The sequence below is a fragment of the Streptomyces rishiriensis genome (assembly GCF_003112535.1).
Taxonomy (GTDB): Bacteria; Actinomycetota; Actinomycetes; order Streptomycetales; family Streptomycetaceae; genus Streptomyces; species Streptomyces rishiriensis.
In genome coordinates, this window is the sequence record NZ_BEWA01000046.1 from 1 (window position 1) to 13,793 (window position 13,793).

Genomic DNA, 13,793 nt, shown 5'->3' on the forward strand with positions numbered 1-13,793 from the left:
GGGGGCGGAGGGGCATAAATGCCCCTAAAGGAATTTCTGGCGAAATTCCACGCCCCGCGAATTCGCCTGGCGGCGAATTCGTTTGGGGTTTATGTCGGGCCGCTGGCGCGGCCCTTGGTTATGCGCTTTAATTTGCCTGGCGGCAAATTCTGGAGGTTAATTATCTTGCTTTATTCGCCTGGCGGCGAATCGTTTGAAGTTTTTCTTGACCGCTGGCGCGGTCTTTGTAGGGGCTTCCTTTCGGCCGCTGGCGCGGCCTTGGGGGTTGGTGGTGGAGGGGTGAGGCGTCGTCATGCCTGGTGGCATGACTGTGGGTTGAGTGTGTGAGGGGGGTGGAGTGGGGGGTGGTACACGGGACGTGAGAATGTGCCATGTGGGGGGGTGGTGCACTCCGGTGCGCCCCTTTGGTGTTTGTTGGGTAGGGGTGGCGGTCCGTCCTCGGGGGTGTACGAAGCGCCTGGCGGCGCTGGTTGTCGTGGTGTGAGTGTCCACGGTGATGTCTATCTTCGGTCGGGGGCGGAGCGCGTGGGGGCAGGGCGTCGTGGGGCGGCCATGCATGTCTACGTGGCGGTGTGTACCTCGTCGGCGGGGGTGATCTCTATGTCGTCGGTCGTGTCCGGGTTCGGGGAGACCGGTGGGCCTGACGCTGTCGCCGGCCTGGAGCACGCCGTGGACGGCACCACGACCATTCCGAGGCCCTGGCACCCTTCGAGGGCGTCCAGGACGCCGTCGCCCTCGAAGGAACTTCTTCCTGACGGGCGGATCGCCGAAGCCGTGGGCGGGGACGAGGGAGCGGCCCACGGTGGTGTACGGGGCTGTATGGCTGTCTGCGGCCCTGGGCAACGTACGTGAGCCCGTACCCGTCGTTCGTGGGTACGGGCTCGGGTCTTGTGCTGAGGCTGTGGCTCAGCGGGTGAGCTCGGTATCCGCGTGTGCGGGGCGTTCGATGCCGGCTCTCATGCGGTGACGGCCGGCGGGGTGGGGGGTGAGGTACCGGGAGCAGCGGGGGGCTACGGCGTGGAGGGTGCGGGAGACGTCGGCGGGTTCGGTGTCGTGGGGGGTGGGGTGGTTGTCGACGTCTTGGGCGAGGTTCTTGAGGGCGCGGTGCTGGAGGAGCTTGAGTGCTCCTTCGCTTCGGTTCATGACGCGGGCGCTCTCGGCGACGGAGAGGCCTTGGAGGAAGCGGAGCACGATGCACTCGTACTGGGCGGGGTTGAGGTCGTTGAGGGCGCTCAGGAGAGTGGGGAGGGAGAGGCCGGCAGGTTGTTCGCCGGCGGTCGCGGCCAGGAGGGCGGTGACCGCCCGGCGGCGTGTGTCTTGTTGAGGTGCGGTGTTCTGTGTGGCGGAGACGAGGGCTCGGGCGGTGGCGATCAGCCGGGTCTCGGGGTCGGCGGTCGTGAGGTGGGGCAGAGCTCGGAGGAAGGTCTTGCTGGTGAGTTCCTCGGCGGTAGGGCCGGTGCCGACGAGGAGGCAGATGTAGCGGTAGACGAAGTCGGCGTAGCGGTCGTAGAGGGTGTGGATGGTCGGCTTGGCGGCTGAGGGGGTGGGTGCGGGTGTCCGGGGGGTGGGGGGTCGGTCGGTGAGGAGGTCGCGGAGGCGTCGGCGGGCGTGGCTGAGGTGGGCCCGGACGGTGCTGCGCGAGATCTCGAGGGAGGTGGCGATCTCGTCCGTGTTCATGGACTTCACGTAGCGCAGGACGACGATGGTGCGCTGGGTGGGCGGGAGCTCCTTGATCGCGCTGAAGAGCATGTCCTTGAGCACGACGATGTCGGTCGGGTCGGGCTCGGCTTCCAAGTAGGAGATGTCGTCTTCGAAGGTGGAGGTGGGGGTGGTGCGCGCCCACAGGCGGTTCTGGGCGAGGACGTTGCGGCGTACGGCGGTAATCCCGTACGCGGTGGGGTTGTTGATCGTGTCCCAGCGGGCGAGGACGTCGAGGTAGGCGTCCTGGACGGCGTCGAGGGCCTGCTCGCGGCTGGTCGCGTGGTACCGGGCATACGCGAGGAAGCGACGCTGGGTCACGGCGTAGAAGTCGTCGAAGGCGGCGTACGGAATCGGCCCGGGCGGGCCGGACTCCGGTGTGGTGGAGTCCGGCCCGCGGCCGGTTGAAGAGGGTGCTGTCACGGCAGTTCACTGCTTACGGCGGTGTTCGGGGCCCGGCTGGGGGCGTGGTGTCCTTCGGTGGAGCTGGAGTTGGTCAGCTGCTGGGTGAGGACTGCGAGGACCGCGACGGTGACGCTCGCCAGGGCGAGTTTCTCGCTGACGGTCCAGCGCTGCCAGAACCACGTCGGGTCGGTGTGGCCGATGCGGACGTGGCATCGGACGAGTCGGGTGCCCACCAGCATGGACACGGTCGGGATGACCAGGAGGAGGGCGCCGAAGACCAGGGCCGACCAGAGGTGCTGCAGCTGGTGGCCGGCGATGACCGAGCCCGTGGCGGCCGTCAGGGCGTCGAGCGCGAGACCGAGGCCGAGGGCTCGGCGGCGGCGCGAGGGACGCCACAGGGCCCAGGAGGCATGGTCGACTCCGAGGGCGTGGCGGAGATCCTCGCACCGGCCGTCGACCCAGTCCTCGTCGGTGCCCTTGACGGTGGCGAAGACGCCCTTGGAGGTCATCTCCACGCTGATCTCGCGGTTTGGGTGGGTGGCCTTGAGCGTCAGGTTGGTCAGCACGACGTTGGTCCCGCCGGTGACGAACCGGGTGATCCTCGGGTGGTTGAGGAGGTCGGGGAGGGTGTCGGCGGTCGCCGTGACGCAGCGGTTGTCGTCGGCGCCGCGCTGGGCGCGAGGGATCGCGTAGCGGGTGCTGAGCGAGATCTCGCTGGGGTCGAAGCGCAGGTTGACGCGGCGGAGGAGCTCGTCCACGTTCTTGCGCGTGATCTTGTACGGCCGCAGTTGCGGCTCGCTGGAGAAGGGAAGGTCAGTCATCACCGTGCTGTTCTGATCGGACCGGCTTGCAGTTCCCGGAGGAACTGCAAGCCGGTTGCACTTGTCGGAAGTTGGCTGCCCCTCGCGCTCCGGCCAAGGTGTGCTTAGAGGTCGCCATGAAACAGCATGACTCCCACGGACCCCGCTCGTCTACACGATCTCGGGTTTGGGTTTCGGCTGTCGTTCTCCGTGTTCTCGTCGCGTCGTCGACTGATCGTCAGCAAGAGCTGGGCGGGGCCGGTTTCGGTAGGACGCCCGGGAGCCGGAACAGCTACTTCCGGAAGGCCGGCACTGCCGGGTCGGCTCGCATATATGCGAGCCGCGAGCCGGTCCGGCTTCCCTCTCTGTTTCCGCAAATCTGTTCTAGGAGCGCATTTTTGAGTGACCTTCAAAGTGCATGTCCGGACGGTGTCGTTCGCGGCTTCGGTCTCGCGGCCGGGCACGCGCGAGAGGAAGTTCCATTTCCCCGGATCGGTCGCGCTCCGCTGATTGCCGCGCAGCTTGATTCTTCAGCTGCTCGAGGACAAAAGAGCCGCAGCAGATCTACTCCGCCACGGGGTGAACGAATTACATGCAAACTGATCGCCCGCCTCGGGCAGGCGTCGCGGAGTTCCTTCAGGAGATTCCCACCACCTCATCATGATCATCCGTAAGCGGGCCCTGAAAGAGGATTCGTGAAATTTATTCTCTGACCGTAGGGCTACCCGAAAGTAAAGAGCCTGGTTTGCGCGCCGTAATGCGGCGGAAGAAGGCGGACAGCGACCGATTCGAGGCGATGAGCGGTTCTCGCCGGTCTCCCTTTGCCTGCAGCCTCCCGGTGCTGAGGCAGGCCATTGCGAACGCCGGCGAAGCCTCTGTACAGAGCGACGGACCGCAGAGCTGCTCTCCTGCACCGGCAGCTTTCCATCCGCTGTGGCTCTCGTGGAGCAGCCTTGGGCGATCAGCCCGTGAGTCTTTGCTCGACGCCGCAACAGAGTGCCGCCGGCGGCCTCCCGTGAGCCGGGGACGGTAGCGGCTGTCCCGGCCCGGGTCCTCCGCGCTGCCTACGGCCGCCGCCAGAGATCCGTGAGGGAAGAACGGCACTGCGGGTGATGGTCCGGCCCTGGCGGACCGGCACGGCTCCCGGTCGTGGTGCACTCTTGGCGCCTCTTCTTCCGGCGGGGAACGCCCTCTGCCGCCCGGCGGGTCTCATGCGGTAAATAACCGCGTCACCGTGTCAGAGGCACGCGTCTGCCTGCGGCCTTTAAAGTCCGTGGACCGCTTCCCCTGCGCAACCGTCGCAGATCACGTGCGGCTCGCCACGACGGGCCGGGCGCCCAAAGGACCGCTCGGTGCAGACCCCCCGCCCTGGACATCGCCGGTACTGCCCGCCGTGACACTCACAGCCTCTGCGCTGGTCCTGTCGGTCGCGGGCGAGTGCTGTGGCCTGCTGGGCGGGTGCAGAGCTCCTGCCGGATCCGCCGTGCCCGACTGTCCTACGGATCCAAGGACGACGCTGCGCAGCCGTTCAAAGAAGGGGGCATGGCGTGGTGGCGGCCCAAACAGAGGCGTTCCGGTTGGCCGTGTCCGCTGGGAGGGTTGCGGCGGTTCCCCGAGCCGAATCCGCACACGGCAGCGAACACACTCAGGGGCTGCGGCCGCTGTTCCTGGACAGCGGGGATCTGCTGTTCGATCCGTGAGGGCTTTACGCATTGCGATCCGCCCCAGGGGCCTGGACCACCTGGAGAACGTGATGGCTGTGGCTTGCCGGACAGGGCTCGGGCAGCCCTGTCCGCAAGCGCCAACGGCGACGGGCACAGGGCCAGCGGGGGCTTCGGCTGCGCCCGCCAGCCAGCCAACGGAGCGGGCAGCCTTCTCCGCGCTCTCACCGCTGGGCTACAGCGACAGTGCTCCTCTGACGAAGTCAGCGGCGCAGCGGGCAGACGTTTGGCCAGCAGCGCTGCGAGCACCAGGAGCAGGGAACGGCCCAGCCTCTCGGGCTGCCCGTAGAGCGACCGGTCCTTTCCTGGACCGCTGGTGGGGCACTGCCGGCGTCGGGCTCCTCTCACACTCGTACCGCGGTGCAACCGGCTCTCCCGTGGTCTGGCCTGTGCTTCGTTCCTGCGATGGCGGCGCCACTGTGGTCCATCCATCGTGCGTTGGGCAGAGGGGGTGCGGTGTATCGCTGCTAGCAACCGATCCTCGTGTGGTTGAGGGTTGTGAGGCGTGAGGTGAGAGGGACCTCTCGCCTGCGGCCGCAGTCGCCGACAGTCCAGCGCTGAACGGTCGCCGATCTGGCTTTGCCACACGCGCCCGTCCCAGCCCGCGGGATGAGTCCTTCGCAATCAAGGCTGCCGTTTCGCGCCTGCGCCCCAGCGGAAGCAGAGGCTGGCGTAGCCCCTTCGCACACTGCCTGCTGGGGCGTGCCACTGCGTTGCTGCGCTGGTCAAAGCTGTTCTGCGGCACCTGCGGCGGCAGAGGGCCGCAAACAGAAGCAGGCGGGAGCTCTCGCTCCCGCCTGGCCGGTCCGCCTCTCATCTCTTGGCCGGAGCGCGGAGACGAACCGTTCTTCTTCCGACAGCGATGACTGGCACCACTGCGCAACCGGCACAGCCGGTCCATGTAGTAAGAGTGCCACGATGGCGTGAACGTTGAACACCATTAGCGGGTTCCTGGTTACGTATCACTCTTCAGCGAGAATCAAAACAGCGTGCGGATCCGTGTAAGCCGGTCGGCGAACCGCCAGCATCGCTGCTGCGCTGATGCGCTGCAGCGAACGCCCCCGACGGTTGCGCCGCTCATTCTGACGCTCCATCAGTTGCGTCGTGGATGCCCCTCCTGGTTTGGCCACCGCCCACCGCCCTAGCGGACGCTGCAAGGCGCTGATCCGTCCGAGTGAGCCGCACATCCGATCACCGCATCGCACCGCTGACGGGCCCGGGCTCACCGCAAGAACCGGGAAGCCTGGCCGGGACGGTGGGTGAGGGCGGAGTCCGAGCCGGTCAGGCAGGAAGAACGCCGCAACCGCTGACGGGACCGATCACCGCAACACACGACGTTCGCGGCTGCCTCGACCGCCGTCGAAGTCTTCCTGCTGTTGAAGTCGCACCGGTAGGCGCCGCTGGCACGCCGGCCGCACACCGCGCGCGGCAGCCTGACGGACGCTCACGGGCACAGGGACAACCGGGACGAGCAAAGCAGTCGCGGGCTGCCTTCCTCGCAGTGCCATTGCGTGGCAGACGGCACGTTTCCTGGCGGCTTGGGGCCCGGCTGCTGAACTCCGGATCTGCCCCGACAATTCTGATTGCCGTCGCCCGAGATCCACGAACAAGGAGGACTCGAGTTGAGGAGGATAGCCTGCTCGTTGGTCAAAGAAGCCTGACGCGTGGGCCGCTTGCAGCGGCCCACTGTCCGGAAGGCGACTGTGTGCGCATAGCGCGATGTGGGTTTCGACGCGAGATGGGCAGTCGCACGCTCGCACGGATCCCCGATGTATGCGGGAACAGCAGGCACCCGCATACGCCGATGTGATCAATGAGGCCGCGCTATCGCGGCCGGCTCGGCACAGCGGACACCGTACGGCGCCGCGTCATGATCATCCGGCTAGCCCCGGATCGTCCCGATCAGGCCTGTCATCTGCCGGGGCGCGGCAACCGTAGACGACTGTGACGGCGACCATTCCGAAGGCGCCGATCAGGACCGGCCTGGCCTCGGCCGCGACGCCGAACAGGGCGGCGCCAACGGCCATAGCCGCGACCAAAACGGCGACAGCGGCGGCACGCAACGGTTCGCGGTCCTTGGCAGGCTGCAGGTCCATCAGCTCACTCTCATCGAGCAGAGCGCCTGGTCGGCCCTGGTAGTAACAGGCGGCGATGGTGACCAGGAATTACGCTACCTCGGTGAGCGCGTCCGGCCCCACCGTGTCGATCTTCGCTTCGGCTGCGCGGAGCGCGGCCACAACGAGCCCCGCATGCTTCTTGAGCGCCCGCCGCCGGTGGGACCGCCACACGAGATAGCGCTGGCGCCGGGCTGCGCAGCCGACGCAGCGCGCCATCGCTCCGGAGAAGGTACGCAGCCGTTTACCCATCTCACTCGCGGCGTCGCGGGCCTCGTCCGCGGTCAGCGCCTGAGTGACGGTCCCCGACCAGCTCGTAACGGCGCATGGCAGCAACAGACCTGGCGATGCCCGTCAGTCGCCCGTCCCACAGAACGAAGGCCACAGCGCTGGCGGCAATGAGATCGCCGATTTTCACGGCCTCGAAGTAGCGGCGCTAGGCGCTCTCCACCGCTCGGCACAGGGCTTTGGACACCGAAGTTCACGAGCGCCTGGTGCGCTTTGGTGATCGCCCTGTCCGCCCTGCGGGAACCCCGGCTTTTGCCGGCCGGCGAGGAATCACTGTGGTCACAATGCCGAGCCTGGCAGCCCGCGCTCACTGCGTATGCCGGTACGACGGCCTCCGCCAGCCGGTCTGTCAGATCCGCTCCCCTAGCCGGAGCCGGGTCATTTCCACCGGCATGAGCGTGCACCACTCCCGCAGGCCCAGCACGGCGCAAACGCCTCCGCAGCAATAGCGGCCACGGTAGCTCTCCACGTCATCGGAATTGATCATGGAGGGGCTCACGAGAAGCGGCTCCCGAAGACGCCGGCAAACGGGTCCTGTTCTCGCGTACGCAGGGAGGGCGGCAAGCCGCCTTGCACGCAGGAGGAGCCCGACGGTATGCCGGTGATACATCAGGCGTTTTCGCCGACCATACCGGCGTGTGCGACACATCGTTCCCATACCGCCAGAGCCATTCCAGCTGATCGAAACATGAAATTCTGGATTGGCTTTGGTGAATTCCATCAGATTATCGAAGCAGCATCCCGGAGGGATCTAAGACCAATATTCTAGCCTTACTTTCACCTCTCTATGGATGTGACCCTATGCGTGATCGTCTTCGTCCAGGCGGTCACGTCAGCGGGGAAGGGGCGGCGGCAGTGCCCGACGTCATGCCGCGCTGCAGCCACACGGCCGATCCGGCCCAGTTCTGCCTGCTCCCGCTCTGCCACGGGCCGTCGCCCGGGCACGCGGGATAAATCGTGTGCGCTGCGCCGGGACTACGTGGCTAGTCTGTTGTCGGGGTTGCGGGTTTGTGCTCCCTGTGTGCCGGCGGAGAGGGAAGCGATACATGGCTACGGCGGGTTCTCGCGCTGCCCGGCGTGCGGCACCAGGTGCAATGGAGCCCTATCTCGGCGCCGGGACACCGTTCATGACCCCGGTCGTAGATGCAGGGCTTCGCCGCTTCCGACGCCCCGGCGACGTCCAGGGTGCTGCTCTTCACGCGGCGCGGGACCAGATGCACAAGGCCGAACAGCAGCTGCGCCGGCTGCTCGAGGAGATTTCCCAGACGGCACTAGCAGCAGACCCGGTCATGCTCTACAGCAGCCTTCATGTGCTCGACGCCATGCGCCGGTCGTCGCAGCCGGGGCACGTCATGTTCGGCAGCGACGCGATGGTGGAGTTCTACGGAGGTCTTGTCACCGCGATGCCGGCGGATCAGGTCCTTCAGCGGCTCGGCGCCGATTTCCACCCGCAGGCGCTGTTCGATCTGGACCGACTGCTGCGCGAGTACGCCCGGGCGGAGAGCCTGGCGCATCAGGCCAAGGTTCTCCGCGAGGGTGCCGCGGACAAGCAGACGAGTGTTCTGCACATGCTGCAGATGGAGCAGCGCTTCGACCGAATGCAGGGCTACCCCGCACAACTGCGTCCGATCTTCGAGGAGATCACGGCTCCTTTGGTCGACGCGTCCAGAGCGGTCCTCGGTTTCGCGCTGCACCAGGCGCTGGAGGCCGCGGACATCTATCACGCCCGGCAAACTGCACGGTTGGGCGAAGTCATGACGGAGTTCGAGAACGCGTCCGCCCTTCTCGCCGCGTCCGCTGGCAGAGAACAGCGTCTGCAGGTGGCGGCCACTCTCACCGCAGGAGTGGCCACGTTCGGGGCTTCGCCCGTCGAGGGCGACCTGCCCGGTGTGCTGGCCACGGAGCTGAATGCTCCTCACGAGGAGATGACCCGCCTGGTCGCTGCACTGACCACGCCGCTGGGCAGCCAACCAGCGCTAAAGACCCTGGGCGACACGAACTCACTGCGCCGCCGTCCGGTCATCGGCCTGGACACCCCCCGCAGTCTGTGGGCACGTCCCGGCGACTTCATTCACGAGGCACTCGACTGGGCCGCCGACGCCTGCCGCGATCACTCTGATCTGCTGAAGAGCTTCGACAAACAGCGCCAGGACGGCTGCGAAGAACTCGTCCGGCGCTCCCTGGCCGCGGTGTTCGGAGAGACCTACGTCCACCACGGCGCCACCTACCCGGACCCGGGAAACCCGGACATCGACGTTCTCGTCGCCATGCCCGGCGCCGTCATCGTCGTCGAGGCCAAGGGCGGGCGTTTCACCGACCCTGCCCGCAGAGCGGCACCGGACCGCGTGAACAAAAGGACACGCGAGTTCGTCGACAAGGCCCTGGCCCAGAATGCGCGCACCATCGCCTACCTCGACAGCGGAAAAGGCACCTTGCGCAGCCGGAACAAGAAGCGTCTTCTCCTGCCGGACCATCTCCCGCCCGCCGTGTCGGTGATCGTCACCCTCGAGCGGGTGGACTCGTTCGCCACCCATCTTCCCGACGGCGGCAAACGCAGCGCGGAACCCAAGGACGGCACCTGGCTGGTCACCCTGGCCGACCTGGTGATGGTGGCCGACATCCTGCGGCACCCGGCCGAGTTCTACGCCTACGCCCGCACCCGCGCCGCCATCGCCAAGGCAGGCGGCCCCCGGGTGTTCGTCGAGGCCGACGCCCTCGCGGCCTGGCTCGACCACCGTGTTCAGCCCGTTGAGCCCGCACCGGACGAGATCGTTTTCCTCGACACCGGCAGTGAAGCTGTCAATGACTACTACACGCAGGTCATCCCACCGGGCTCCGTCTCTCCTGCCCGTCCGGACTCCGGCGCCCTAGCGGAGGTTCTAGACGCCCTCGACGTCGCCCACCGTGAACGCCCGCAGGACTGGAACGACCTGGCGATCGCCGCCCTGGCGGTGCAGCCCGAAGACTGGCGGCCCGTTCGCAAGGCGCTGCGGGCCGCCCAGTCGGTGACGACCGTTACCCGGCGCGCGCGCAAGCGGGCACGCCGTGCAGCGGACGGAATCCGGCTCTCTCCTCACCTCACGGTCTACGTCCGCTCCAGTACCGATGAGACCTCTCCCTCGCCGCTGGGACCGGCAACCCTCCTGCTCCGCACTCCATAAGGCTCGTGAGAGAGACCTTCCTACTCCCCGACTGTCCGTGGTGTCGGTACGCGCAGTGGGACGAGCTCGATGGTGTCTGGCCGGGCCCGGAAGAACTTGACCTCCTCGGCCAGGAGGCTGTCGTACACAGGGAAGGGGGTGTGGGCTGGGCGCAGCAGGCGAGCCTGGAGAAGCGGGAGACTGTTGGCCTGGGCGAACAGGTCCCGTGCGGTGCGCATTGGCGGCCCGCAAAGCAGCGGAGGCCGACGACACCGCGGCCCCGACCGTGCTGCCGGAAGGGCCGGAGTCCGACCGGTTCGGGCATCCGAAGGTCACCTCGCTGACCGAGCGGAGACTGGCGCATCTGCCGCCGGACACCCGGCCGCTGCCCTCGGTGGCCGTCTACGACCAGTTACTGCGACGACGCCGGCCTGGCGGCCGGCCCCGACCCGAGGGAGAAGAGCCGTGACCGTCAAACGCCACCGCGGACTGACCGAGCAGGCCGCCGACGCGGCCATCGAAGCATCCTGCAAAGCCCTGCGACTGCCCACGATCCGGGGCCAGTTCGCCGACATCGCCGAGGATGCGGCCAAGGGCCAGATGACCTACCGCGGGTTCCTCGCGGAGCTGCTGCTGGCCGAGTGCGACGACCGGGCCCGCCGACGTTCCGAGCGCCGGATCAAGGCCGCCTCATTTCCCCGGGAAAAGTCTCTGCGGCAATTCGATTTCGACGCCAACCCGAACATCGACCCGGCCGTGATCCACACCCTCGCGTCCTGCGAATGGGTGAAGAAGGGACTTCCGCTCTGCCTCATAGGAGACTCCGGAACGGGGAAGTCCCACCTGCTGATCGCGCTCGGCACCGAGGCCGCGATGGCCGGCTACCGGGTGAAGTACGTCCTGGCCACCAAGCTGGTCAACGAACTGGTGGAGGCCGCCGACGAGAAGGTCCTGACGAAGACGATCGCCCGCTACGGACGCGTCGATCTCCTCGCGATCGACGAGCTGGGATACATGGAACTCGACAAACGCGGCGCCGAGTTGCTGTTCCAAGTTCTCACCGAACGGGAGGAAAAGAACAGCGTCGCCATCGCCTCCAACGAAAGCTTTGGAGGGTGGACCAAAACATTTACCGATCCCCGGCTCTGCGCGGCCATCGTCGACCGTCTCACCTTCGGCGGGAACATCATCGAGACCGGCACCGACTCCTTCCGCCTCGCCCAGACCCGGGCCAGGGCCGAGGCCGCAGACTGACGACAGCGGGCCCTTCCTCGACAGGTGCCGCGGGCCGGCCGACGGCCACCATCACGACACCGGGGAAGCCGCTACTGGGAAGGACCGAACACCCTGGACACGCAACGGTCAAGGAGGTTCCCGAAGGCTTGCGGTGAACCCACGTCCGGGGCAGGGAGTACACCGGCATCATCGATGCTCGCGATGAAGTCGACATCGGCCCAGCCACCGCGGAACAGCACCACACGAAGCTCGGTCTCTGCCAGCCCCGTGACACGGACGCCGATTGAATCGGGGTCTTCCACTCGCAAGCGGTCCGTCTCAAACTGCTGAGGCCAAGAAGCTGCTTCGTCACGCCAACTCACAGGCCCGACAGCCAATCCTGCGGCCTCCCACCCACGTCGACGCTCCGCAATTTCGACGACCGCTTGATCAAGATCGATGACTCTCTTCACGGTCCGATCATCGATCACGCAGGCGCTGAGGTCCATCGTTTACGGCTCGACCAGACACCGGACCTCACCCCAGGCCAGGTGGTGTCAGATCTCACCGACATTTCACACAACCCAAGGCAGCTGCTGCTGTCGAAACTCACCGACAAGTGGTGTCCGTTTCCACCTACAAAGCCAACTTCACCAACCTCGCCGATCGGGTACCTGCTCTGCAGGCCGTCGCGGCAGCAGGCCGCCTGCGGCAACAGGACCTGCTGGAACAGGCCCAGGAGCGAGAACGCGCTGCGCGGGTCCGCGGACGCTGACCGGAACCTGGGCCGATGGCACGTCCGGCACGGCTTCATGGGTTGTGTCCGGGCCGTTGCTGCCGCGTCGACGGCATGTTGGAGACGCTCCCCGTCCTCGACCTGCCCAGCTGCACATGGCCCCCAGCACATAGACTGATCGCAGCACGTCAGCAACCGGTAGACCTCGTACTGGCTCTCTTCTCCGGCGGGGCCTGCATGCCCATCGGGGCACAGGGTCAGGGGATGTCGGCGGCTGCCTCCTTAAGCAGCGCTCCCAGGGTCTTGGGGGCGCTGGGTGTCAGTCGAAGCAGGCTGGTCTGGAAACGCTTCCAGGCCTTGCCATGGTCGCCGAGTTCCTCCAGCAGCAGTGACGCCACTACGGCCGCATGGGCCGCATGGGCCAGGACCAGGGCCGCAGGCAGCTGTCGGAGATGGGACACGTCGGCGTAGCGGGAGTCCAGGATGGCCCGGGCAGTCTCGCGGCGGAGAGCTGCGGGGCCCTTGAGGGGCAAGAAAGCCGACAGCGTCGCCGCGGGGTCATCCTGCCGGGCTAGGTCGTCGTCCGGCGGCACGACAGGCGCCGCGGGCTGAGTGCAGGACGTGGGCGCTGCTGGCCGGCTTTGGCGGATGCGTTCTGCGGCCTCGTCGACCATGCGGGCCGCAGCTTCACGAACCCGTCCGTCGGGGTGTTCGACGAAATGGGCTGCGGCGGCCTCGCCGAGGAACGGAGCGAGCAGGACGAGTGCTTCGGCCGGGCAGAACGGGCTGCGGGCCAGGGCACCGGCGGCCTGGGAGCGTGCGGCAATCCACTGCGGTGTCGGGCGCTGCTGCCAGGTGGGCGGGGTGGCCTGAGCAAGGCACTGGGCGGCGTCTGTGAATACGGCCGGGGTGGTGCACACACCGGCGAGTGCCTCGAAGATGTCCCAGCTGCTCTCGTAGATGCCCTCGTCGCGGATCTCGCCTGTCATTTCGCCGGCGGCAGTGGCGATGGCGTCTCGCAGGGCGGGGCCGTGGAGCAGGAAGGCTCGCGGATGCCGGGCGGTGATCGCGGCCAGTCTGCCGAGAATCAGCGAAGCTCCGAAGGTTCCGGAGAAAAGGTCGTCCTTCTCCTCGCTCTTGCCCGCGTCTGCAGGGAACGCTGATTCAAGGCATGCCAGCAGCACCGGGTCGTCGAGGCCGTCCGCGCGGTTGAGGATGAGGTTGGTGATCAGCCGGCCGGAGTCGGCGTCCCGCATGAGCTCTGGCCACAGAGACCTGGCCGGCGCTGCCTCGAGCAGGGCCCACAGGTCGTCATGCCACGCCTGGGACGCCGCGTGTATCTCTTCGCGTTCCGTGTCGGTTCGGCTCTCGGAGGCACGGCCGAGCGCGGCGGGACGGCGTGCGGCCGCACGGATCAGCGCGCAGCGGATCTGCGGGGTGATGCGGTCCTCTGTCATGGCCAGGCGGCGCGCTGCACGGTGATCGAGCTGACCGATGAGCGCGAGCAGCACATCTTTCGAGGTCTGCCGAGACCGTAGGGCCCCCTGCAGCACCCTCTCGGCTCCCAGCACATCGGCCGCCGTCGTCAGATGGCTGCCGGTTGCCACCGGGGTTGCTATCAGGGCGGCCAGGACACGCGGATCGCGGGTGTCTTTGATCATTCGGTCCCGTGTCTC

9 protein-coding genes are annotated in these 13,793 nt (G+C 67.2%); 4 read left to right on the plus strand and 5 right to left on the minus strand.

The features are described from left to right. Positions 1–906: 906 nt before the first annotated feature. From Sri02f_RS43770 to Sri02f_RS40530, 3 genes are all read right to left on the minus strand, one after another. Positions 907–2,121, minus strand: a complete 1,215-nt coding sequence (locus Sri02f_RS43770) for an RNA polymerase sigma factor (RefSeq protein ID WP_109006283.1) — start codon at positions 2,119–2,121, stop codon at positions 907–909. Next, positions 2,118–2,924, minus strand: coding sequence for a hypothetical protein (locus Sri02f_RS40525; RefSeq protein WP_109006284.1), 807 nt, complete (start codon positions 2,922–2,924; stop codon positions 2,118–2,120). The genes Sri02f_RS43770 and Sri02f_RS40525 overlap by 4 nt, the downstream gene beginning before the upstream one ends. A 3,574-nt stretch (positions 2,925–6,498) precedes the next feature. Next, positions 6,499–6,720, minus strand: coding sequence for a hypothetical protein (locus Sri02f_RS40530; protein ID WP_109006285.1), 222 nt, complete (start codon positions 6,718–6,720; stop codon positions 6,499–6,501). A gap of 1,400 nt (positions 6,721–8,120) precedes the next feature. Between Sri02f_RS40530 and Sri02f_RS40540 the strand changes: the two genes are divergently transcribed. The 3 genes from Sri02f_RS40540 (at position 8,121) to istB (ending at position 11,420) form a co-directional block, all read left to right on the plus strand. Then, positions 8,121–10,187, plus strand: a complete 2,067-nt coding sequence (locus Sri02f_RS40540; RefSeq protein WP_159106889.1) for a hypothetical protein — start codon at positions 8,121–8,123, stop codon at positions 10,185–10,187. 205 nt (positions 10,188–10,392) lie between these two features. After that, the gene (locus Sri02f_RS40550) at positions 10,393–10,635 is read left to right on the plus strand and encodes a hypothetical protein (protein WP_159106890.1); all 243 of its coding nucleotides are present in this window, start codon (positions 10,393–10,395) and stop codon (positions 10,633–10,635) included. Next, positions 10,632–11,420, plus strand: coding sequence for an IS21-like element helper ATPase IstB (gene istB / locus Sri02f_RS40555; RefSeq protein WP_109006290.1), 789 nt, complete (start codon positions 10,632–10,634; stop codon positions 11,418–11,420). The genes Sri02f_RS40550 and istB overlap by 4 nt, the downstream gene beginning before the upstream one ends. Before the next feature lie 71 nt (positions 11,421–11,491). Here istB and Sri02f_RS40560 read toward each other — a convergent pair whose 3' ends face one another. Then, the gene (locus tag Sri02f_RS40560) at positions 11,492–11,890 is read right to left on the minus strand and encodes a hypothetical protein (protein ID WP_109006291.1); all 399 of its coding nucleotides are present in this window, start codon (positions 11,888–11,890) and stop codon (positions 11,492–11,494) included. Between the two features lie 113 nt (positions 11,891–12,003). Between Sri02f_RS40560 and Sri02f_RS41570 the strand changes: the two genes are divergently transcribed. Further along, on the plus strand, positions 12,004–12,156 hold the full coding sequence (locus Sri02f_RS41570) for a hypothetical protein (protein ID WP_159106891.1): 153 nt from the start codon (positions 12,004–12,006) through the stop codon (positions 12,154–12,156). Between the two features lie 218 nt (positions 12,157–12,374). Here Sri02f_RS41570 and Sri02f_RS40565 read toward each other — a convergent pair. Then, positions 12,375–13,793 (minus strand): hypothetical protein (locus Sri02f_RS40565; RefSeq protein WP_218029940.1); only part of this gene is annotated, 1,419 nt, incomplete at its 5' end.

Bases quoted from the DNA above. Each gene is read 5' to 3' on its own strand.
- Sri02f_RS40540 (WP_159106889.1), top strand. From the start codon at position 8,121: ATGGAGCCCTATCTCGGCGCCGGGACACCGTTCATGACCCCGGTCGTA.
- Sri02f_RS40525 (WP_109006284.1), bottom strand. From the start codon at position 2,924: ATGACTGACCTTCCCTTCTCCAGCGAGCCGCAACTGCGGCCGTACAAG.
- Sri02f_RS40560 (WP_109006291.1), bottom strand. From the start codon at position 11,890: ATGGACCTCAGCGCCTGCGTGATCGATGATCGGACCGTGAAGAGAGTC.
- Sri02f_RS40530 (WP_109006285.1), bottom strand. From the start codon at position 6,720: ATGGACCTGCAGCCTGCCAAGGACCGCGAACCGTTGCGTGCCGCCGCT.